The organism is Streptomyces sp. NPDC033177, assembly GCF_055577715.1.
This window is the reverse complement of record NZ_JBVIPS010000006.1, coordinates 285,280-306,937: the sequence shown is the minus strand read 5'-3', so window position 1 is coordinate 306,937 and position 21,658 is coordinate 285,280. Positions and strand designations below refer to the sequence as shown.

Annotated in this window: 19 protein-coding genes; 11 read left to right on the top strand and 8 right to left on the bottom strand. The window is 69.7% G+C overall.

Annotation, left to right across the window (positions count from 1 at the left end; all coding sequences use genetic code 11):
* Positions 1 to 7: 7 nt before the first annotated feature.
* Positions 8 to 382 carry a VOC family protein gene (locus ACZ5U5_RS22325; protein WP_469024334.1) on the bottom strand — a complete coding sequence of 125 codons (375 nt, stop codon included), beginning with the start codon at positions 380 to 382 and terminating at the stop codon, positions 8 to 10.
* 222 nt (positions 383 to 604) lie between these two features.
* Between ACZ5U5_RS22325 and ACZ5U5_RS22320 the strand changes: the two genes are divergently transcribed.
* Positions 605 to 1,597 carry an alpha/beta fold hydrolase gene (locus ACZ5U5_RS22320; protein WP_469024331.1) on the top strand — a complete coding sequence of 331 codons (993 nt, stop codon included), beginning with the start codon at positions 605 to 607 and terminating at the stop codon, positions 1,595 to 1,597.
* A 21-nt stretch (positions 1,598 to 1,618) separates the two neighbouring features.
* On the opposite strand, the gene ACZ5U5_RS22315 is transcribed toward ACZ5U5_RS22320, so the two are convergent.
* Together ACZ5U5_RS22315 and ACZ5U5_RS22310 are read right to left on the bottom strand one after the other, a co-directional pair.
* Positions 1,619 to 2,326 (bottom strand): hypothetical protein, encoded by a 708-nt coding sequence (locus ACZ5U5_RS22315; RefSeq protein ID WP_469024329.1) that lies wholly within the window; start codon positions 2,324 to 2,326, stop codon positions 1,619 to 1,621.
* 100 nt (positions 2,327 to 2,426) lie between these two features.
* Positions 2,427 to 3,047 (bottom strand): DJ-1/PfpI family protein, encoded by a 621-nt coding sequence (locus tag ACZ5U5_RS22310; protein WP_469024326.1) that lies wholly within the window; start codon positions 3,045 to 3,047, stop codon positions 2,427 to 2,429.
* On the opposite strand from ACZ5U5_RS22310, the gene ACZ5U5_RS22305 reads away from it, so the two are divergent.
* Positions 3,046 to 3,249 (top strand): hypothetical protein, encoded by a 204-nt coding sequence (locus tag ACZ5U5_RS22305; RefSeq protein WP_469024323.1) that lies wholly within the window; start codon positions 3,046 to 3,048, stop codon positions 3,247 to 3,249. The genes ACZ5U5_RS22310 and ACZ5U5_RS22305 overlap by 2 nt on opposite strands.
* 141 nt (positions 3,250 to 3,390) lie before the next feature.
* Positions 3,391 to 4,320: a hypothetical protein gene (locus tag ACZ5U5_RS22300; protein WP_469024320.1), complete on the top strand. Its 930-nt coding sequence runs from the start codon at positions 3,391 to 3,393 to the stop codon at positions 4,318 to 4,320.
* Between the two features lie 840 nt (positions 4,321 to 5,160).
* On the opposite strand, the gene ACZ5U5_RS22295 is transcribed toward ACZ5U5_RS22300, so the two are convergent.
* Positions 5,161 to 5,370, bottom strand: a complete 210-nt coding sequence (locus ACZ5U5_RS22295) for a DUF397 domain-containing protein (protein ID WP_469024317.1) — start codon at positions 5,368 to 5,370, stop codon at positions 5,161 to 5,163.
* An 11-nt stretch (positions 5,371 to 5,381) separates the two neighbouring features.
* Positions 5,382 to 6,233 carry a helix-turn-helix domain-containing protein gene (locus ACZ5U5_RS22290; RefSeq protein ID WP_469024315.1) on the bottom strand — a complete coding sequence of 284 codons (852 nt, stop codon included), beginning with the start codon at positions 6,231 to 6,233 and terminating at the stop codon, positions 5,382 to 5,384.
* 225 nt (positions 6,234 to 6,458) lie between these two features.
* On the opposite strand from ACZ5U5_RS22290, the gene ACZ5U5_RS22285 reads away from it, so the two are divergent.
* Positions 6,459 to 6,923 carry an ATP-binding protein gene (locus tag ACZ5U5_RS22285; protein WP_469024313.1) on the top strand — a complete coding sequence of 155 codons (465 nt, stop codon included), beginning with the start codon at positions 6,459 to 6,461 and terminating at the stop codon, positions 6,921 to 6,923.
* Positions 6,924 to 7,362: 439 nt separating this feature from the next.
* Here the strand turns inward: ACZ5U5_RS22285 and ACZ5U5_RS22280 are convergent, their stop codons facing one another.
* Together ACZ5U5_RS22280 and afsR are read right to left on the bottom strand one after the other, a co-directional pair.
* The gene (locus ACZ5U5_RS22280) at positions 7,363 to 7,539 is read right to left on the bottom strand and encodes a sigma-like protein (protein ID WP_469024310.1); all 177 of its coding nucleotides are present in this window, start codon (positions 7,537 to 7,539) and stop codon (positions 7,363 to 7,365) included.
* A gap of 206 nt (positions 7,540 to 7,745) precedes the next feature.
* Complete coding sequence (gene afsR / locus ACZ5U5_RS22275; RefSeq protein ID WP_469024307.1) at positions 7,746 to 10,697, bottom strand: SARP-family global regulator AfsR; 2,952 nt, start codon at positions 10,695 to 10,697, stop codon at positions 7,746 to 7,748.
* A 330-nt stretch (positions 10,698 to 11,027) separates the two neighbouring features.
* Between afsR and ACZ5U5_RS22270 the strand changes: the two genes are divergently transcribed.
* The 7 genes from ACZ5U5_RS22270 to ACZ5U5_RS22240 all read left to right on the top strand — a co-directional run bounded on the left by ACZ5U5_RS22270 (position 11,028) and on the right by ACZ5U5_RS22240 (position 20,697).
* Positions 11,028 to 12,254 (top strand): amidohydrolase family protein, encoded by a 1,227-nt coding sequence (locus tag ACZ5U5_RS22270; protein ID WP_469024997.1) that lies wholly within the window; start codon positions 11,028 to 11,030, stop codon positions 12,252 to 12,254.
* 222 nt (positions 12,255 to 12,476) lie between these two features.
* Positions 12,477 to 13,436: an LLM class F420-dependent oxidoreductase gene (locus tag ACZ5U5_RS22265; protein ID WP_469024305.1), complete on the top strand. Its 960-nt coding sequence runs from the start codon at positions 12,477 to 12,479 to the stop codon at positions 13,434 to 13,436.
* Positions 13,437 to 13,467: 31 nt separating this feature from the next.
* Positions 13,468 to 14,253, top strand: a complete 786-nt coding sequence (locus ACZ5U5_RS22260; RefSeq protein ID WP_469024302.1) for an SDR family NAD(P)-dependent oxidoreductase — start codon at positions 13,468 to 13,470, stop codon at positions 14,251 to 14,253.
* A gap of 129 nt (positions 14,254 to 14,382) precedes the next feature.
* Positions 14,383 to 15,510: an LLM class flavin-dependent oxidoreductase gene (locus ACZ5U5_RS22255; RefSeq protein WP_469024299.1), complete on the top strand. Its 1,128-nt coding sequence runs from the start codon at positions 14,383 to 14,385 to the stop codon at positions 15,508 to 15,510.
* Between the two features lie 169 nt (positions 15,511 to 15,679).
* Entirely contained in the window at positions 15,680 to 17,419 is a 1,740-nt protein-coding gene (locus tag ACZ5U5_RS22250; RefSeq protein ID WP_469024297.1) for an N-acyl-D-amino-acid deacylase family protein, read from the top strand.
* A complete protein-coding gene (locus ACZ5U5_RS22245; protein ID WP_469024295.1) occupies positions 17,416 to 18,888 on the top strand; it encodes an aldehyde dehydrogenase family protein in 1,473 nt (490 codons plus the stop codon). The genes ACZ5U5_RS22250 and ACZ5U5_RS22245 overlap by 4 nt, the downstream gene beginning before the upstream one ends.
* Positions 18,889 to 19,137: 249 nt before the next feature.
* Positions 19,138 to 20,697, top strand: a complete 1,560-nt coding sequence (locus ACZ5U5_RS22240) for an APC family permease (RefSeq protein ID WP_469024292.1) — start codon at positions 19,138 to 19,140, stop codon at positions 20,695 to 20,697.
* A gap of 3 nt (positions 20,698 to 20,700) precedes the next feature.
* On the opposite strand, the gene ACZ5U5_RS22235 is transcribed toward ACZ5U5_RS22240, so the two are convergent.
* A complete protein-coding gene (locus ACZ5U5_RS22235; RefSeq protein WP_469024290.1) occupies positions 20,701 to 21,534 on the bottom strand; it encodes an ATP-grasp domain-containing protein in 834 nt (277 codons plus the stop codon).
* Between the last annotated feature and the right edge of the window lie 124 nt (positions 21,535 to 21,658).

Here is a 21,658-nt window from a genome sequence, read left to right as displayed (position 1 = left end):
TTCCCGCTCAGGCCGAACGCTCGGCGGCACTCCGCTCGACGCAGAACTCGTTGCCCTCCAGGTCGGCGAGGGTGACCCAGCCGCGCCCGTCGGGCTGCCGGTGGTCGCCCACGATCTTGGCGCCGAGTCCGACGACCCGCTCGACCTCCTCGTCGCGGGTGCGGTCCTGCGGCTGAAGATCGACGTGCACACGGTTCTTGACGGACTTGGCGTCGGGCACGGTCACGAAGAGCAGCGTCATGCCCTCGGCGGTGACCAGGGCTTCGGGATCGCCGGGAAAGTCGTCGTCGGCGACCTTCCCGTCGAGTATCTCGGCCCAGAAGGTGGCCTGACGGTAGGCGTCGGAACAGTCGAAGGTGAGGTGGCGCACCAGAGAGGTCATGGGCGGCACTATCAGGGTGGGGGGTGGGGGGTGTCCACCGAATTATGGGGTGGGGGATGTCCACCGGATTACGGGGCGGGGGGGGGCTTCTTCTGGGCAGAGGGCTGAGCTATTTGCCGGGTCGGCAAAGTTCCTCGCGAGTGGTGACGCGAGGGGACAGCATCATGACGTACGTACTCGTTCGGTACGCCCCGTCGTTTTCATCCAGGTATGGGAGTAAACATGCCGCACGCAACGCAGCACCGCTTGGTCGATGTCCCCGGAGGCCGGATCCACCTGGTGGAGCAGGGGACGGGCCCCCTGGTGCTCCTCGTCCACGGCTTCCCCGAGTCCTGGTACTCGTGGCGTCACCAGATGCCGGTGCTCGCCGAGGCGGGCTTCCGCGCGGTGGCGATCGACGTGCGCGGTTACGGACGCTCGTCGAAGCCGCGCGAGGTGGAGGCGTACCGGATGACGGCTCACGTGGCCGACAACGTGGCGGTCGTACGCGCCCTGGGCGAGGAGACCGCGACGATCGTGGGCCACGACTGGGGCTCGACCATCGCCGCCAACTCCGCACTGCTCCAGCCGGACGTCTTCACGGCGGTGGGCCTGCTGAGCGTTCCCTACGCGCCGCGCAACGGCCTCCGCCCCACGGACACCTTCGCCATGATCGGCGGCGACGAGGAGTTCTACGTCAGCTACTTCCAGGAGGAGGGAAGAGCCGAGGCGGAGATCGAGCCCGACGTGCGGGGCTGGCTCGCGGGGTTCTACGCAGGACTTTCAGCCGACACGATGCCGAAGCCGGACGGCGGCCCGAGCCTGCACTTCGTGGCCAGGGGCGGAAAGATGTCGGACCGTTTCGCACCGGGAGGGACGCCTCCCTTGCCCTCCTGGCTGACGGAGGCCGATCTCGACTTCTACGCCGAGGAGTTCGAGCGCACCGGCCTGACGGGCGCGCTGAGCCGCTACCGCAACGTGGACCGCGACTGGGAGGACCTGGCCGAGTGGGACGGAGCCCCGATCACCCAGCCGTCACTGTTCATCGGCGGCGACCAGGACGCGTCGACGACGTGGCTGGCGGACGCGATCAAGGCATTCCCGGAGACGCTGCCGGGCCTGGTGTCCGCGCACATCCTGGAGGGATGCGGGCACTGGGTGCAGCAGGAGAGGGCGTTCGAGGTGAATCGGTTGGTGGTGGGGTGGTTGCGGACGCTGGGACTCCGTAGGGAGTGACCGCCGTGCGCTTTTGCGCTTTCAGTGGCCGGTGGGGGGAGAGAGGCAACCGGTCTCCATGAAGGGACCGTTGGCCAGCGCCTCGTAATTGGTCGGCTGCACGAAGGCGGTGACGCAGGCGTCATCGCGTACGCGCAGGCCGATCATGGTGCCCTCGGGAGTGACGTACTCGTCGTTCTCGTAACGCGCGCGCATGTCTTGAACGGTGAGTTCGCCGCTCAGGACCTTGCCCTTGCCGTCGATCTTCTGGATCTTGTACCCGAGCTCACCGGTGAGGGCCGCCCGCACGCTCTCCGCATCCCACTTCTTCGCCGCGTGCAACCGCTTGAGGACGGGCTTGATACGAGCGGCCTCGGCCTCGGCGGCTTCCTCGCTCGCCGGGGACATGTCACCGGGCCGACGGTAGGCGTTGTTGTCCCCGTTGTGCGGGGCGCCGTCGACGACACCGGGTTCCACGTAGGGGGAGGCGCCGGCGGCGGACGTGGTGGGAGCCGCGGCTGCGGAGGGGTTCGCCGGGGTGTCGTGCCGCTGCTCGCCGCAGCCGGTGAGCGAGGCCGCGGCGGCGCAGACGAGGAGAGCGGACACCACACCGAGGCGGCGCCGCTGCGTCGGGGTGACCACGGCGAGCGTGCGTCTCGAGCGGACCATGCCGAGCGTGCGTCTCAGGCGGACCATGCCGAGCGTGCGTCTCAGGCGGACCATGTCGAATGTGCGTCTCAAGCTGACCATGCCGGTGACTCTGCCACGGTTGCGCGAGGCGTACGGCCCGCTCTGGACACGGCTAGGACGCGGTCTGGGTGGCGGTCTGGGTGCCGGTCCAGGCGCCGGTCTAGGCGTTGAGCTGCGTCCGGAACTTCTCGACCAGGGCGGCCGGGGCCTTGTCCGGTGAGCCGGCGTCGTACGGCGGCTGGGGGTCGTACTCGATGAGGAGTTGTACGGTCTGCGCGTGCTCGTCGCCCGCGATCTTCCCGGCGAGTGTGAGGCCCATGTCGATTCCGGCGGAGACGCCCGCGCCGGTGACGTACTTCCCGTCGAAGACGACGCGCTGCCCGGTCGATTCGGCCCCGAACTGCTTGATCTGTTCGAGCGCCAGCCAATGGGAGGTGGCGCGGCGGCCCTTGAGGAGCCCGGCGGCGGCGAGGATGAGCGACCCGGTGCAGACGGACGTCGTCCAGGTGGTGGTGGCGTCGACGGCACGCAGCCAGCTGAGCACGGCCTCGTTCTTCAGGTCGGGCTCGGGGCTGCCGGGTACGACGACGATGTCCGGGCTGCTGACCTCGGCGAGGGATTTCGTGGCGACGAGGGAGAGGGTGCGGGTGTCGTCGAGCACGGGCCCGGCCTGCTCGGCGACGAAGACGACGTCGGCGTCAGGGAGCGAGGAGAGGGTTTGGAAGGGGCCTATGGCGTCGAGGACGGTGAAGTTGTCGTAGAGCAGGATCGCGATCTGCATGGGGTCCCTTTCCCTGGTCGTGGTCGTGGTCCTGGTCGTGGTCGTGGTCGTGGTCCTGGCCCTGGTCGTGGTCGTGGTCGTGGGCTCAAGTCTTCAGGCGGGCGGGGATGTCCGCAATGACGAGCAGCCCACCTTTACTGCCATGGAGAGCGCGTGGAGTGGGGGCCGGTCATCTGTATGGGGGGACCCTCATGGGGCCTGAGGGAGTTATCCCCATGAGGTCGGTTATCCACAGGCTGAAACGCGCGCGGCCGATGTACGGCAGCCTGAGGTCATGGGGGGTTCGAGAGAGTCGAGAGAGTCGAGAGGTGGGAGGAAGTGGGGTGAGCTGCGGGAGTTGGCCGTGGAAGGGGTGCTGCTCACGCGCTGGGCCAAGGATGCGGGCTGGCCGAGGAGCACGTTGGCCAGGAGTCTGGCCGCCGAGGGGTGGACGCGTATCCCGGGCGGTGGTTGGGCGGAGCCGGGGCGGGCGCTCGACCTGACGTTACGTGTCTGGGCGGGGCAGTTGACGATGCCGGGCCTGGTGGCGAGCCACCGGTCGGCGGCGAGGCTGTGGAGTATCGAAGTGCTGCGGGAGGAGCTGGAGTTCACCGACCCTCGGGGGGTCGGCCGCAAGACGGGGGCGCGCGTCCACTGGCTTCCGCTGCCGCCTGCGGAGATCACTGTGGTGGGGGACCTACGGGTGACGACGGTCGCGCGTACGTTGGCGGATCTGTTGCGCCGCGGCCCTCGCGAGGATGCCGTGGTGGCCCTCGACTCGGCGCTGAGCAGCCGCCGTTACGGGGGCCGGTACTGGCGGGGCCCGTTGCTCGGCGGTATCGACACGGTGGCCGCGGCATTGGATTCCCCACCGGTGGCGCGGTCGGCGGGGGCGGTGAGGGCGCGCCGCTGGCTGACGCTGGCCGACCCGGGGGCGGGCTCACCGGCGGAAACGGTGGCCCGACTCCGGATGCGGGACGCGGGCCTGCACCCGGAGTCCCAGGCAAGGATTCTGACCCCGACGGGCCGCCTACTGCGCCCGGACTTCTTCTTCCGCGGGGAGGGCGTGGTGGTCGAGATCGAGGGCTTCGCCTACCACGGCACGAGGGAGGCCCACCGCCGAGACCTGGCCCGCTACAACGACCTGGCGTCATGCCCCGAGGTCAGGATGGTCCTGCGCTTCGCCGCGGAGGAGGTTTTCACCGCACCGGATGCGTTCGTGAAGAGGGTGCGGGGGGCGGTGGAGGGGGCGCGGGGAGCGGGCGCGGGGAGGTTGAGGCGAGGGGGCGGCTGATGTTGCCGGGGGTGGGAGGGGAGGGAGGGGAGGGGGAGGGGCTTTGGTGGGGCGGGGGCCAGGTCGTGACGGAAGCTTTGGGCGCCCAAGGACGGGCCGGGGGCTTTGGCGGGCCGGGGTCGGGTGGTGGCCGGGGCCGCCCGGTGCTCCGGAGTGTGGCGGTTCCGGCGGGCCAGTAAAGGGCGCTCCTGCGTCGCGTCGGCTGCGCCGATTCCGCTGCGCTCCACCCTTGACTGCCCCACCTCCACCGCAAGGGCTTCGTGTACCGGGCGGCCGGGGAGGGGCGTATGGCTGCGGCCGGTGGCGGGGACAGGTTTCGCTGCCGGGTGCGGACTGGTTCTTCCGGGGCGGACGTCACGGGAATCGTGGCCGCCTGGCCGAGCGGCTCGGCTCCGGTGGCGGGGGCACGTCTCCGGCCGGGTGCGGACTGGTTCTTCCGGGGCGGACGTCACGGGAAGGGGCTGACCAGGGCCGTCGGGGGAGTTGGGGTGGCGCGTGGGTGTTCGGGCGATGGGGTGGTTTGGGGTTGCCACGCTGGGTGGGGCGGGGTGTGTGTGCGTGGATGAGGTGGCGCGGCGGTGAGGGGGTGTTGGGAGGGGTGGGTTGCAGAAGAATCCCGTGGGGGGGGGCGGGGTGGGTGCTTGGGGGTGGGAGAAAGTTGCGTACGGGGGGCGGGCTGGGGCCCCAGCCATCCGAAATGGACGGTAAGTGGAGCCAGGGGTGAGTTGGAGAGCGCGCCAGCCACAAGCCCCATCCCCAGCCCGCGCCTCCCCGGTGATTCCGCTACCGGACCGGGGCGGAGGGATGGTGGCGCAGCGGGGCGCTCGCCAAGCCTCGCCGTTACGCGCGCGGGGGGTTCGGTGCGTTGCTCTTTACGTGGCGTATGAGGTGGGCGAGGCCCTGTGGGGTTGTTGAGAGTTCGGTGTACGGGGCGTCGCTTTCGCGGAGTTTGACGGTTCCCTGTTGTGGCTGGGCGCAGAGTTCGACGCAGTCGGATGAGTCGCCGCCGCCGGAGTACGAGGACTTCTGCCATACGGTCTGCTGTGTCATGTCGAGGTCCTTCACATGCTCTGCATGATGCGGTGGATGAGGTCCCTCGACCCTATGGCGCCCAACGCTGCCCCCTCCAGCTTGCGCAGGACCTCTCGGTAGCGGCTGAGCTGCGCTTCCGCGTCCAGGAAGGCGCCCCCGTGCGGGGTGTCCATCAGTACGGTGTCCAGTTGCGGTACGGGCCCACGGGCGTAGAGCAGCGTGTCCGCGATTCCGGCAAAGCCGTCCACGTCGAACGGGACGACTCGGATCGTCACTTGGGGGTGATCCGACCGCTCCAGGATGTGCTGCAACTGGTCTCGGGCGACCTTTCCGTCGGCAGCCCGGATTCTCAGTGCCGCTTCGTGGATCACTGCCTCGTAGCGGAGGGGCCGGTCGGCGTCGAGGATTCCCTGACGGCGGAGGCGGAACCGTACGCGGACTTCGAGTTCCTCCTCTGGGAGTCTCGGGACCGTGGAGGTGAAGATCGCCCGGACCTGGTCCTCCGTCTGCAGGAGGGCGGGGATGTGGACGCTCTGGAAGGTCCACAAGTGGGCTGCGTGATGCTCGAGTTCGGCCAGGTCCAGGTAGCCCGACGGCACCAGCTCCCTGTACTTCTCCCACCAGCCTCGTGTCCGCTCGGATGCCATGACGGACAGGGCGTCGATCAGTGCTGCGTCGTCGCACGCGTATTGGCTGGCCAGGTGGCGTACGCGCTCCTCGCTCACGCCGACCCGGGCGGCTTCTGTCGCGGAGACCTTGGTCTCTGCGATTCCGGCGGCCCGAGCTGCCTCCCTGCCGGTCAGGCCCGCCCGTTCGCGAAGCTTGCGCAGCTCGGTGCCGAGCCGTTCCTGGCGCGCGGTGATGACGCTTCTCGCCGGCATGTGCGGTGCTCCTTTGGGGAGTTGTAGGAGCCGAGTATCCCAGTTGCGATTGACGGGGTTCAACTGAACCCCTACTGTCAGTGACGCAACACTCACCCTGCGGAACTCCAAGCCCCGGAAGCGCACCGCCCCGTCACGCCTTGGCGGTTGCGGCATGGCCACCGGGCCCCCGCCGCAGTGTTGCCCGGTCTCTCGCCCCACCCTCACCGCAACAGGAGTACCCCCATGCCCGAAACCAGACGTGCCACGAGTTGCGCCGAGAGCTGCGCCCCTGCGGAGGAACCCTGGGAGTACACGCTCTACGTCCCCCACGACCTTCGCGCCGTCACCATCGGTCGCCGGACCCTGCGGCTCATCCTCGCCGCGCACGGTCTGCCGCACCTCGCGGAGGTGGCCGAGCTGGTGGCGACGGAGCTGGTCAGCAATGCGCTGCGACATACGAAGGGGCCGGCCGCGCTGCGGCTGCGGTGGGCGGGGCGGGTGTTGCGGATCGGGGTGTGGGACGGCGACCCGACACCACCGGAGCCGCCGCCGGACGTCGTCTCCGCGTATGCGGAGGAGGGGAGGGGGCTGGCTCTCGTGCGGACCTGCTCCGACGGGTGGGGGTGGTATGCCCTTGCCGGGGTGGGTGGTGGTGGTGCTGGTGGGGGTGGAGGGAAGTACGTGTGGTGTGAGTTGACTGCCGCGTAGGCGTAGGCGCCGGCGCTGGCGTCGGCGTTGGCGGGGCGCGGGCAGCACGATGGGGCAGGCCGAGCTGACGCTTCGGCGGCGACGGCCCGCGTCCGGCTCCGGACATGCGTCGCGACGGCCCGCGTCCGGCCCCCGGGCATGCGTCGGTGGCGACGGTCCGCGTCCGGCCCCCGGGCATGCGTCGGTGGCGACGGTCCGGGTCCGGCCCCCGGGCATGCGTCGGCGGCGACGGTCCGGGTCCGGCCCCCGGGCATGCGTCGGCGGCGACGGTTCGCGTCCGGCTCCCGGGCATGTTTCGGCGGCGATGGTCCGCGTCCGGCCCCCGGGCATGCGTCGGCGGCGACGGTCCGCGGCCGGATCCGGACATGCGTCGGCCGCGACGGCTCCCCCTCCGCGCCGTCGCGGCCGATCGTTCCCCCGTCGGGATGTGCGGCTTGGGTCAGTCCTTGGGCGGGGCGGGCGTGTGGCCTTCGCCCTGCGTGGTGGCCGTGCCGTCCTTCGGCGGGGCGGGCGTGTGGCCTTCGCCCTGCGTGGTGGCCGTGCCGTCCTTCGGCGGGGCAGGTGTGTGGCCCTCGCCCATGGTGGTGATGCCGGTGTTCTTGTCGACTGCGCTCATATGGGACAACTCCTAAGCTTTGGGCGGGGCTTCGGGATCGGATACGCCCGTTCGGCAACTCCCCCGAGGATCGCCGAACGGGCGTATTGGGCCGCTTACCTTATCCGTAGGGCCCGTGCGACCCGTCTGCCCCCCGACGCGACGGATCGACCCCATGAGAGTGGCAGCCACTCATAAACGTTCGATGAACGCCGCTTCGGGCGTCGTCAGGCGGCGGTGGCCGGAGCGAGGAGCTGTCTCACCTGAGCGGCTTCCGGGGCGCCCGCTTCCTCGTGGATGGCCAGCGCTTCGCGCCAGCAGGCCTGCGCGCGGTCGACCTGCCCCAGGTCCACGAGAGACCTTCCCAGCAGGGTCAGGACGTTGGCCCGCATCCACTCGCCACCGACGCACCCGATGGCGAGCGCCTGTTCGGAGTGCTGGGCCGCCTGCGTCGCATGGCAGTCAGCGAGATAGACCTGGGCAATGCGGTAGTGCGTGGTCCCCTCCCACAGGCGCTGACGGTTCTCGGCGAAGATCTGCAACGCGTCGTTCAGCTGATCGAGGGCTTCCGGGCGTCGGTCGGCGCCGCTGAGGGCGAGTCCGAGGGCGTACTTCGCGTTGGCCAGCCGGAAGGTGACCCCGAGATCGCTGTATATGGCGATCCCTTGCTGGGCGAGGTCGATCGACTTGGTGGTGCGACCCATCGCGAGGAGGGCCCGGGACAGGTTGCACAGGGCGCTCGCCTCGCTGTGGCGGTTGCCGTCGGCCCGGAAGACGTCGATGGCCTTGCGCAGATGGATCTCGCTCACCGCGGGCTGGTTGATGCAGTTGTTGATGATTCCCTGCTCGTTGAGGGCGTTCCCGGTGGTCCAGGGGTCACCGGAGCCCGAGGCGAGCGCGGCGGCGCGCTCCAGTTCGACGGCGGCGTCGTCGAATCGGCCGACCTTGTTGAGGACTTGGGCAAGGCTCACCCTCGCGCGTCCTTCGGCGCGTGCGTCGCCGACCGAGGTGGCGACCTCGCATGCGGCTCGCGTCGCCATCTCGTACCGGTACGAGATGGCTCCGGATTCGGCGAGGTCCTTCGCCGCGAGCAGCAGGTCCACCGCGCGTCGCAGGCCCTCCTTGCTCAGCGAATGCTGGACGCACGCCAGGATGCAGGAGGCCTCCGCGTGGAGCCAGTCGAAGGCCTTGGTGCCGTCGGTGAAGTCCAGGCCGACGCGTTCGGTGACCTCCAGGTGGTCGACCGTCCGGTCCCCCGGCCGCTCCAACGCGTAAACCCCCGCCGCCGTCGCCAGGTAGAAGTCCAGCAACCGCGACATCGCCGCCCCCCGCTCACTCGGCGGCAGCTCGTCGCGTTCCGCGCACGCACGCGCGTAGAGCCGGACCAGGTCGTGGTAGCGGTAGCGGCCGGGGGCTGCGGATTCCACCAAGGATGTGTCGACCAGGGATTCCAGGAGGTCCTCTGTTTCCTCGACCGGCAGGTCGAGTACCGCTGCTGCCGCTGCGAGGGAGAGGTCCGGGCCGTCCGCCAGGCCGAGGAGGCGGAAGGCTCGTGCCTGGGCGGGTTCCAGTTGGCCGTAGCCCAGTTCGAACGTGGCCTTGACGGCGAGGTCGCCCGCCTGGAGTTCGTCCAGGCGGCGGCGTTCGTCCGCCAGCTTCGCGGCGAGGGTGGAGACCGTCCAGGTGCGGCGGGCGGCGAGGCGGGAGGCGGCGATGCGGATGGCGAGTGGGAGGAAGCCGCACGCCGCCACCACGTCGAGCGCGGCCTTGCGCTCCGAGGTGACCCGCTCCTCGCCGACGATCCGGGTGAAGAGGAGGAGGGCCTCCTCGGGGGACATCACGTCCAGGTCCACCAGGTGCGCGCCGGCCAGGTCCACCATGCGGATGCGGCTCGTCACCAGGGCCGCGCAGCCTTCCATGCCCGGGAGCAGGGGGCGTACCTGGGCGGCGTCGCGGGCGTTGTCCAGGACCACCAGGACCCGGCGGCCGTCGAGGACCGAGCGGTACAGCGCCGCCCTCTCCTCCAGGGAGTCCGGGATGGCGGTGTCCGGGGTGCCGAGGGCGCGGAGGAACGCGCCGAGGACTGTTTCGGGCTCCGCGGCTCTGGCGCCGGCGCCTTGCAGGTCCACGTACAGCTGTCCGTCGGGGAAGTGCGTCCGTGTCACGTGGGCCACGTGGACGGCGAGGGTCGTCTTGCCCACGCCTCCGATGCCCGCGAGCGCCGAGACCGCCATCACCCGGCCCTCGGCCGCCGAGAGGATCTCGCTCAGTTCGGTGACGAAGGATGCGCGGCCGGTGAAGTCGGGGACAGTGGCGGGGAGTTGTGCGGGGCGTACGACTGCCGCCGCCGGTTCCGGGGCTGCTGCCGAGGGTTCCGTCAGTGCCGGGTCCGCCTGGAGGATGCGCTGCTGGAGTTCCTTCAGGCCGGGGCGGGGGTCCACGCCCAGTTCGTCGTCGAGCAGGCGGCGCGTGTCCGCGTACACCGCGAGGGCCTCCGCCTGGCGCCCGCTGCGGTACAGCGCCAGCATCAGGAGTTCGCGCAGGCGTTCGCGCAGGGGGTGTGCCGCGGTGAGGGCCGTGAGTTCGGAGACGGCCTCCGCGTGGCAGCCGACCTCCAGGTCCATGTCCAGGCGGGATTCGAGGAGTTGGAGGCGCCATTCCTCCAGGCGTGTGCGTTCCGTTTCCGCGTACGGGCCGGGGACGTTGGCGAGGGGTTCGCCGTCCCAGAGGCTCAGGGCCTTGTTCAGCAGGGAGCGGGCCTGGCACAGGTCGGCCACTCCGCGTGCCTTCTCCGCCTCCGTCGACAGGTCTTCCGCGAGGGCCAGGTCGAGTGCGCCTTCGGCCACCGCGATGGCGTACCCGCCCGATTCGCTGACCAGGACTCCCGCGGGCAGCACCTTGCGGAGCCGGGACGCGTACGTCCGGACCGCGGCCAGGGCCTGCGAGGGCGGGTCGTCGCCCCAGAGCGCGTCGATCAGTTCGTGTGCGGTCGCCGTGCGCCCGTCGCGCAGCAGGAGCGCCGCGAGGAGCGCGCGCTGTTGCGGTGAGCCCATGGACAGCTGCTCGGCGCCGTGCCATGCGCGTACGGGGCCGAGCACGCTGAAGTGCGGTCTCAGTTCCTCGGGGGCGTTCCCCGGGGCCGGACGCCTCTGGTCCGGTACTCGCGGTACACCGTCCATCGCTCCCCCTGCTGCCCTGACGTGCCCGGCCGTCACCGTGCCTGGTCGTGCGCCGCGGGTCTGCCCTGCCCGCGATGTGCGTGCTTTCTGCGCTTTCTGTGCCTCTGCGCCTTGCGTGCCTTCTGTGCTTGTCCAGGTTCCGTTCTTTACCTGATTCTTGCTGCCCGCCAGTTTGCCTTGTTCATGGCGGATACGTCAGCCGTGCGAGACGGCTCTCACAGGGTCCACGCACACAGGGGCCGGGCGACAGCCCGCGTACTCGTGCCTGACAGGTAGCTGACGGGTCGTCAGATCAGCGCTACCGTGGAGCACATGGAGACCACTGAGACCTTGCCGACGTTCCCGAGGATCATCTCGGTGGACGACCACACCGTGGAGCCCGCCCATGTCTGGCGGGACCGGCTCCCGGCCCGATACCGCGACAGCGGGCCGCGTGTCGTCCGGGCGCCGCTGAAGGAAATGACCTTTATGGGCGGGAAGTTCGCCCCGGTGATGGGGGCGAAAGGGGACGACGGGCCGATAGGTGACTGGTGGGTCTATGAAGACCTGCACCGGCCCCTCACCCGTCTCGACACCGCCGTCGGGTACGACAGGGACGAGATCAAGCTGGAGGTCATCACGTACGAGCAGATGCGGCCGGGGTCCTTCAGCGTGCCCGACCGTCTCGCCGACATGGACGTCAACCACGTCCAGTCCGCCCTCTGTTTCCCCACCTTCCCCCGCTTCTGCGGGCAGACGTTCACCGAGGCGAAGGACCGCGAGCTGGGTCTGCTCGGTGTCCGCGCGTACAACGACTGGATGGTGGAGGAGTGGTGCGGGCCCGAGGCGCGGGGCCGGCTGATCCCCCTCACCCTCATTCCGCTCTGGGACGCGGAGCTCGCCGCCGCGGAGGTCCGGCGCAACGCCGCTCGCGGGGTGCGTGCCGTCGCCTTCTCCGAGATACCGCCCCATCTGGGCCTCCCCTCCATCCACACGGACGAGTGGGACCCCTTCCTGCGCGCGTGTGACGAGACCGGCACGGTCATTGCCATGCACATCGGGTCCAGCAGCAAGATGCCGAGCACGTCCGCGGACGCGCCGCCCGCCGTCGGGTCCACCATCACCTTCGCCAACTGCTGTTTCTCGATGGTCGACTGGCTGATGAGCGGCAAGTTCGAGCGCTTCCCGAATCTCCGGGTCATGTACGCGGAGGGGCAGATCGGGTGGATTCCCTACATCCTCGAGCGCGCCGATGTGGTGTGGGAGGAGAACCGGGGGTGGGGCGGGGTCGCCGACAAGGTGCACCGGCCGCCGTCCGAGCTCTTCACCGAGCACGTGTACGGGTGCTTCTTCGACGACGCCTTCGGGCTGAAGAACCTCGACGCGATCGGCGTGGGGAATGTCCTCTACGAGACGGACTACCCGCACTCCGACTCGACCTGGCCGAAGTCGCGGGAGGTGGGGGAGTCCCAGATGGGTCACCTCGCCCCGGACATCGTGGACCGCATCGTGCGGGGCAACGCGATCGACCTGCTCGGTCTGACGGCAGACGGGCTGTGGGCGGGGCCTGGAGCGTAGTCACGGAGCCACCCCGCAGGCCGCTGCCCGGAGGGGCAGCGGCCTGCGGCGGCTTGCCCGGCGGGCGGCGACCAGGGCCCCTTGCCCGGCGGATGGCTTCCGGCGGCATCGTCCCGCGAACGCCGCCCCCAACCCCTTGCCTGACGTCCCATCAGCTACGACGATGAGTGCCGTCGCTTCATGTGACGTACCGTCAGATCGAGCAAAAGGGGTCGGGTTTTCATGGCTGCCAACGCGCTGGCGCACATCTTTCCGCAGGGGCGGCTGGTCTACGGGATGCAGCTTCCGGTCCAGTCGCAGAGCGTCATCTACGCCGAGGCGTGGGAGGCGGATGCCACCGTTGACGACCTCGCCGAGATCGCCCGCGCCGCCGACCGCGGAGGCTTCGTGTACGTCGCCTGCTGTGATCACGTGGCCATTCCGCGGCGGCTCGCCGACACCATGAGCACCGTCTGGTACGACCCGGTGGCCACGCTCTCCTTCCTCGCCGGGATCACCGAGAACGTACGGCTGATGAGCCACGTCGCCGTCGTCGGCCTCCGGCATCCGCTCGTCAGCGCCAAGCAGTACGCCACCCTCGACCGGCTCAGTGGTGGGCGGCTGATCCTGGGCGTGGGGGCCGGTCACGTGGAAGAGGAGTTCGACGCCGTCGGTGCCGACTTCGAGCGGCGTGGGCCCGTGCTCGACGAGAGCATTGACGCGCTGAAGGGCGCCCTCGGGCCCGAGGAGTACCCCGAACACCACGGCGAGCGGTACGACTTCAGCGGGCTCGGTCAGCTGCCGCGCCCGGCGCAGGAACGCGTGCCCGTCTGGGTGGGGGGCTCCTCGCCCGCCGCCGTCCGCAGGGCCGCCGTACGCGGTGACGGGTGGCTGCCGCAGGGCGACCCGCGCGACAAGCTGCCCGCGCAGATCGCCAGGCTCAAGCGGCTGAGGGAGGAGGCGGGGGTCGCGGAGCCGGTCGTCGTGGGGGCGATCGCCGAGCCGCTGTACGTGGGGGAGCCCACCTGGTCCGTGGGGCGGCGAACCCTGAGCGGGAAGCCGGATGCGCTCGCCGAGTCGCTGCGGGCGTACGGGGCCATGGGTGTGCAGCAGGTCCAGGTGCGGTTCCGCAGTCGCAGTCGCACCGAACTCACCGACCAGATGGCCGCCTTCGCCGCCGAAGTCGCCCCGCACCTCAACTGAGCACCCCCTGACCTCACTCAAGGAGACTCGTATGGGCAAGCTGGACGGCCGCGTCGTCATCGTCACCGGCGGCGCGCGCGGGCAGGGCGAGCAGGAGGCACGGCTTTTCGCCGCCGAGGGGGCGCGGGTCGTCATCGGGGACGTGCTCGACGACCAGGGCGAGGCTCTCGCCAAGGAGCTCGGCGGTGAGACAGCCAAGTACGTGCACCTCGACGTCAGCCAGGAGGCCGACTGGGGTGCGGCCGTGTCCGCCGCGAAGGACGCCTTCGGGAAGATCGACGGCCTCGTCAACAACGCGGGGATCCTGCGTTTCAACGAGCTCGTCAGCACCCCGCTCGAAGAGTTCCAGCAGATCATCCAGGTCAATCAGGTCGGCTGCTTCCTCGGCATCCGCACCGTCGCCCCAGAGATCGCCGCCGCCGGTGGCGGGACCATCGTGAACACCGCCTCGTACACGGCGATGACGGGCATGGCCTACGTCGGCGCGTACGCCGCGACCAAGCACGCCATCCTCGGGCTCACCCGGGTCGCCGCGCTGGAGCTCGCCGCCCGGAACATCCGCGTCAACGCCGTCTGCCCGGGAGCCGTCGACACCCCGATGACCAATCCCGCGCAGCTCGACCCGACCGCCGACCCCGTCGAGGCGGGCGACGCCGTCGCCGAGCTCTACAAGAAGCTCGTGCCGCTCGGGCGGATCGGCAGGCCCGAGGAGGTGGCCGCGCTCGCGCTCTTCCTGACCGGGGACGACTCGGCGTACATCACCGGGCAGCCGTTCGTCATCGACGGCGGGTGGCTGGCGGGGGTCAGCATCGTCTGACGGAACGTCAGTATCGACGCCCGCGGGTATTGACGGTCCCCGCGGCCGGTGGAACAGTCGTCGCATCACGATCTGACGGTTCGTCAGAAACTCGTAACTCGAAGATACTCACGAGGATGGTGAACCTCCTTGGAATTCGGCCTCTTTGTACAGGGATACGTGCCCGCCAAGCGGGCCAAGGTCGACCCCGAAGCAGAGCACAAGGCGCTCATCGAGGAGACCGAGTACGTCATCCAGGCGGACAAGTCCGGCTTCAAGTACGCCTGGGCCTCCGAGCACCACTTCCTGGAGGAGTACTCACACCTCTCCGCCAACGACGTCTTCCTCGGCTACCTCGCCCACGCGACCGACCGCATCCACCTGGGCTCCGGGATCTTCAACCCGCTCGCCCCGGTGAACCACCCGGTCAAGGTCGCCGAGAAGGTCGCCATGCTCGACCATCTCTCCGAGGGCCGCTTCGAGTTCGGGTCGGGCCGCGGGGCCGGGTCGCACGAGATATTGGGTTTCATGCCGGGCATCACCGACATGAACCACACCAAGGAACTCTGGGAAGAGACCATCGCCGAGTTCCCCAAGATGTGGCTCCAGGACGAGTACGTCGGCTTCCAGGGCAAACACTGGTCGCTGCCGCCCCGCAAGGTCCTGCCCAAGCCGTACGGGAAGTCGCATCCGGCCATGTGGTACGCCGCCGGATCTCCGCCCTCGTACGCGATGGCCGGCAAGAAGGGGCTCGGGGTCCTGGGCTTCAGCGTGCAGAAGGTCTCCGACATGGAGTGGGTCCTGGAGTCGTACAAGACGGCCGTGAAGAACGCCGAGCCGGTCGGTGACTTCGTCAACGACAACGTCATGGTGACCTCCACGGCGATCTGCGCGGAGACGCACAAGAAGGCCGTGGAGATCGCCGTCAGCGGCGGGCTCAACTATCTGCAGTCGCTGCTGTTCCGGTACCACGACACCTTCCCGCGGCCGGAGGGCATCCCCGAGTGGCCCGAGCTGCTCCCCGAGTACACCGAGGAGATCATCGAGCTGCTCATCGCCGAGGAGCTGATGATCTGCGGCGACCCGGACGAGGTGCTCACGCAGTGCAAGCGGTGGGAGCAGGCGGGGGCGGATCAGCTCAGCTTCGGTCTGCCGATCGGGATCTCGCCCGAGGACACGAAGAACACGATCAAGTTGATCGGTGAGCACGTCATTCCGAAGATCGATACGGATCCTGTGCACCGGACGTCGCGCTTCCGTCAGGCGGGGGCTTCCTGACCCCCCCTTAGCTGCCCCGGCTTCCTCTTCCCGGACGGAGGCCGGGGCACCCTCTGCGCCCTTCGGGCGTGTCCTCAAGCGCCGGACGGGCTCTATCCCGCCCGCCCACCCGTTCTGGACGGGCCGAATCCGCACCGAAAACCGCCGATCAAGGGGGCTGTCCACCGTCATGCTCGATCACCTCATCAAAGGCGCGACCGTAGTCGACGGAACCGGCGCCCCCGCGTACACCGCCGACGTAGGCATCCGGGACGGGCGCATCGCCGTCATAGCCGAGCCGGGGACCACGACCGAAGAGGCCCGGTCCAGCGAAGACGCCCAGGGGCGGGTGCTGGCCCCCGGTTTCGTCGACCCGCACACGCACTACGACGCCCAGCTCTTCTGGGACCCCTACGCGACCCCCTCCCTGAACCACGGCGTCACCACCGTCGCGGGCGGCAACTGCGGTTTCACCCTTGCCCCCTTGCACCCCGACCGTCCCGAGGACGCCGACTACACGCGGCGGATGATGTCCAAGGTCGAGGGCATGTCCCTGGTGGCCCTCGAAGAGGGGGCGCCCTGGTCGTGGAGTTCGTTCGGCGAGTATCTGGACGCCCTGGAGGGGCGTGTCGCCGTCAACGCCGGGTTCATGGTGGGGCATTGCGCGCTGCGGCGGTACGTCATGGGTGCGGACGCGGTGGGCGGGCAGCCGACTTCCGAGCAGCTCGACCAGATGCTGCGGCTCTTCCATGACGCCATGGACGCCGGCGCCTGGGGGCTCTCCACCACCCAGTCGTCCACGCACTCCGACGGCGACGGGCAGCCGGTCGCCTCCCGGCACGCGAAGCCCGCCGAACTGCTCGCGCTCAGCCGGGCCGTCGCCGAGCACGAGGGCACCCAGCTGGAGGCCATCGTCGCGGGCTGTCTCGATCAGTTCAGCGACGACGAGATCGATCTGTTCGTCGAGATGAGCGCCGCCGCCGGGCGGCCGCTCAACTGGAACGTCCTCACCATCGACGCCGCCGTGCCCGAGCGCGTCCCACGGCAGCTGATCGCCAGTGAGCGGGCCCGTGAGTCCGGCGGCCGGATCGTCGCGCTGACCATGCCGATCCTCACCCCCATGAACATGTCGCTCGGCACCTTCTGCGCCCTGAACCTGATCCCCGGCTGGGGAGACGTACTGGGCCTGCCCGTGCCCGAGCGCATCACCAAGCTCCGCGACCCGGACGTCAGGGGCGAGATGCTGCGGCGCGCCGACAGCAAGGAGGCCGGGGTCTTCCGGCGGCTCGCGCACTTCGACCGATACGTCATCGGGGACACGTACTCCAAGGAGAACGAGGGACTCACCGGCCGCGTCGTCGCCGACATCGCCGCCGAGCGCGGGCAGGAGGCCTTCCAGTGCCTCGTCGAGATCTGCGCCAACGACGACCTGCGTACGGTCCTGTGGCCGATGCCCTCCGACAACGACCCCGCCTCGTGGGCCCTGCGGCAGGAGACCTGGCAGCACGAGGACGTCATGCTGGGCGGCTCCGACGCGGGCGCGCACCTGGACCGCATGTGCGGAGCCCCGTACACGACCCGGTTCATAGGGGACTGTCTGCGCGGGCGGAAGCTCGTCGGTCTGGAGGCAGCGGTGAAGATGCTCACCGACGATCCCGCGCAGCTCTTCGGGCTGCGGGAGAGGGGCCGCATCGAGGAGGGCTTCCACGCCGACCTCGTCCTCTTCGACCCCGAGCGCATCGACGCGGGCAAGGCCACCCTTGTGCACGACCTGCCCGGTGACAGCCCGCGCCTGGACTCCAAGGCCATCGGCATCAACGCCGTCTGGGTCAACGGCGTCGAGGCCATCCGCGAGGACCGGGTGACGGGCGCGACTCCCGGCACGGTGCTCCGTTCGGGGCGCGACACCCGGACGGTGAGCACCAAGTGAGCGGCGAACTCCCCGAGGAGCAAAGGCTGTTCATCGGTGGGGAGTGGGTCGAACCCGCCGGTGGGTACTACGAGGTCGTCAATCCGGCCACCGAAGGCGTGGTCGGGCTCGCTCCCGAGGCGAGCCGCGAGCAGGTGCACGCGGCGGCCGGCGCCGCCCGCGAGGCCTTCGCCACCTGGTCGCGTACGACCCCGGAGGAACGGGCCACGGTGCTCGACCGCGCCGCGTCGATCATGCAGCGCGACCTGGGCCCGTACGCGGAGCTCGCCCAGGCCGAGAGCGGCGCGACGACCGGTACGGCGCGGGGCATGCAGGTCGCGGTGTCGGTGGCGCGTTTCAAGAGGTACGCGAAGGGGGCGATGGAACCGGTCGAGGCGGGTCTGCCCCCGCAGATCAACGAGGCTGGGCCGATGGGGAAGGCGGGCGTCGTGGGGGCGCTCACCGTCCGCCAGCCGGTGGGCGTCGTCACCTGCATCACTTCGTACAACAACCCGTGGGCCAACCCGGCGGGCAAAGTGGCGCCCGCCCTGGCCATGGGCAACACGGTCCTCGTGAAGCCCGCCCCGCAGGACCCGCTGTCGGTGTACCGGATGGCGGCGGCCCTTGAGGAGGCGGGGGCGCCGCCGGGAGTGGTGAACGTGGTGAGCGGCGCGCGGCCCGAGGTGGGCGAGGCGGCCGTCGACTCCCGGGACGTCGACATGGTGAGCTTCACCGGCTCGACGTCGGTGGGGCAGCGGATCGCGGAGGTGTGCGGCCGCGACATGAAACGCCAGCTGATGGAGCTGGGCGGCAAGGGCGCGGCGCTCGTCTTCGACGACGCGGACCTGGACTCGGCGGTGGCGGGGATCGGGACGACGTTCTCCTTCTACAGCGGACAGATCTGCACGGCCCCGACCCGGGTGATCGTGCACCGCGCGGTCCATGACGCCCTGATCGAGAAGTTGACGGGCTACATCGGCTTCATGAAGGTCGGGGACCCGCGGGAGAAGGGGACGATCGTCGGCCCGGTGATCTCGGCGGCGCACCGGGACCGCATCGAGTCGTACGTCGAGCTGGGGCGCAAGGAAGGCGCGCGGGTCGTCGCGGGTGGCGAGCGCCCGGCCGTGTTCGAGAAGGGCTTCTACGTGGCCCCGACGCTGCTCGCGGACTGCACGAACGACATGCGCGTGGTCAGGGAGGAGATCTTCGGCCCGGTCGTGGTGGTGGTCCCCTTCGAGGACGAGGAGGAAGGCATCGCGCTGGCCAACGACAGCGACTACGGCCTCCTCGACTACGTCTGGTCGGGCGACGTGGCCCGCGCCTTCCGGGTCGCGCGGCGGCTGCGTGCGGGCGGGGTGGGCGTGAACACGATCGGCCGGAACATGGAGGCGCCGTTCGGCGGGTTCAAGAAGAGCGGGGTGGGCCGGGACGTGGGCTCGTACGCGCTGCACGCGTACAGCGAGCTGCAGTCGATCGTGTGGCCGGGCTGAGGGCCGCGAGAAGTCCGGTATGTGAAATGCGGGAAGTGGCGCGGGAAAATTTGGAAACGGGTCAAAATGGACAGGGCTGCGGTTCCCGCATACCGGACAGTCTGGCTTTTGCCTGGCAATGAATAAGCATTTTCGCTAAGAGCTCTGCCAATCAATGGCGAGTGCCCTGTTTCCTCCGTCGATTACAAGCCAAGAGATCCGGATCTCGACCTTCCGCATGTGGAAACCGCAGGACTTAACGTCCTGTTCATGACCCAGTTGGACGTACGGCCACAGGCCGGAGACACGGTAAGCGGCGCCCCCGACGGGGGCGTACGCGCCAAAGGCCTCGGCGGGAACTCCGTGGGCCTCATGGGCAGCGCCGTCATCGGCATCTCCACCGTCGCCCCCGTCTACTGCCTCACGTCGACCCTCGGCTCCACGGCCGGCGAGGTCGGCCTCGCCATGCCCGCGGTCTTCCTCGCGGGCTTCCTGCCGATGCTCCTGGTGGCGTTCGCCTACCGGGAGCTCAACAAGGCCATGCCGGACTGCGGCACGTCCTTCACCTGGACGGTCAAGGCCTTCGGCCCGCGGATCGGCTGGATGTGCGGCTGGGGCCTCGTCATCGCCACGATCATCGTCCTGTCGAACCTGGCGGGCGTGGCGACCTCGTACTTCTGGCTCCTGGCGGGCGAGATCACGGGCAGCGACTCGGTGGCCGCCCTGGACGACAACAAGGCCGTCCACATCCTCACGTGCCTCGCCCTCATCGCCGCGGCGACGGCGATCAGCTACCGGGGGATGACGGCCACCAAGGGCGTGCAGTACGCCCTGGTGGGGCTCCAGCTCGTCGTGCTCGCGATCTTCGTCGTGATGGCCTTCCAGAAGGCGGGCAGCGCGGATTTCCCGCTGTCGCAGGACTTCTCATGGTCATGGCTGAACCCGTTCGCCGTGAAGTCGTTCTCCTCCTTCACCGCGGGCCTCTCGCTCGCGATCTTCATCTACTGGGGCTGGGACGCGTGCCTGGCCGCCAACGAGGAGACGACCGGCAGCGACAAGACCCCCGGCCGCGCCGCGCTCATCGCGATGGTCGTCCTGGTCGGCTCCTACCTCGCCACGGCTGTCGCCGCGCAGATGGTGGTGGGCGCGGGGACCAAGGGCCTCGGCCTGGCCAACCCCGACACCTCCGACAACGTCTTCGCCGTCCTGGCGGGCCCCGTGATGGGCCCGACCCTCGGCATCCTGCTCTTCGTCGCGGTCCTCGCGTCGGCGGCGGCGAGCCTGCAGACCACGTTCATCCCCGTGGCCCGCACGGTCCTCGCCATGTCCTCGTACGAGGCGCTCCCGTCGTCGTTCGCACGCGTCCACCCGCGCTTCAAGACGCCGGGCCGCGCGACGGTCACGGCAGGCGTCGCCACCGCCGTCTTCTACACGGTCATGACGCTGGTCTCCGAGCACGTCCTGGTCGACACGATCTACGCGCTCGGCCTCATGATCTGCTTCTACTACGCGCTGACGGCCTTCGCCTGCGCCTGGTACTTCCGCCGCGAGCTCTTCGGCTCCGTCCGGGACTTCGTCTTCAAGGGCCTGCTCCCGATCCTCGGTGGCGTCCTGCTGACCGGCGTCTTCACCAAGACCCTGATCGACATGTGGAACCCCGCCTACGGCAGCGGCTCCTCTGTCTTCGGTGTCGGCTCGGTCTTCGTGATCGGCGTGGGCCTGCTGCTCCTCGGCGTGGTGATCATGCTGGTGATGGGCCGCAAGAGTCCGGCGTTCTTCCGCGGCGAGGTCCTGAAGCGGGACACCCCGGCGCTGGTGGTCGCGGACTGACCCTCAGCCCGCGAGCAGCCTGCGCAGCGACGCCTTCAGGTTCGTGATGAAGGCGTCGCGGCGCTCCCGGGGGACGAGGTCCAGGGACAGGTACGGGTTGAGGTCCTCCAGTTCGACCAGGAATAGATCTCCCGACCGGGTGCGGCAGGCGTCGACGCGTTGGATGCCGTGGGTGAGGGTGTTCCAGTCGATGAAGCGCTGGGCGAAGGCCAGGTCGGCGGGGGTCGGGGCGTAGGGCTCGAGGACCCAGCGCTTGTCGGGGTGCGGTGCGTGCAGGGCGTACTGGAAGGTGTCGTCGATGAAGTAGAACGACACCTCGTACGTGAAGTCGACGCGCGGCTGGACGAGGAAGGTGTCCCCGTCGCCGACGTGGTCCGGCAGTTCGGCCCGGGAGAGGATCTTCAGGCCTATCGAGTCCGCGCCCAGCTTGGGCTTGATCACGTACTCGGCGGTGTCCGGGAGCTTGTCGAGGTCCGTCAGGCGGTCGACGGTGGGGATCACCGGGTGGCCTTGTGCCGTCAGGTCGACGAGGTACTGCTTGCCCGCCATGTCCGCACCGCCGGTCAGCTGGTTGTGGACGCGGGTGCCCGAGGCGAGCGCGCGGGTGCGGAAGGCGTCGAAGGCCGCCTGGTAGTGCAGGACCGGGCCGCTGTTGCGGATCAGTACCGCGTCGAAGGAGTCCATCAGCGCGGCCGCGTCCAGCGGATGGCAGAGCGCCGTGTCGAAGTCCTCGCGCAGGCGGGAGGCGAGCGCGATGTCCTCGTCGCAGTAGCGGCGGCCCCGCGCCTCGTAGGCGAGGTCGGTGACGAGCAGGAGACGGGGCTTGGCGGACGGCATGGAACGGCTCCCGGGTTCGCTGGTGGTCGACCGACCCTATGCGCCGGCTCCCAGGGGGGGGGGGGGGGGCCCCCCTCCCCAGAAGGGGGCACTCCCCCAGGGAAACCCCTCTCCCCCCGCTCCC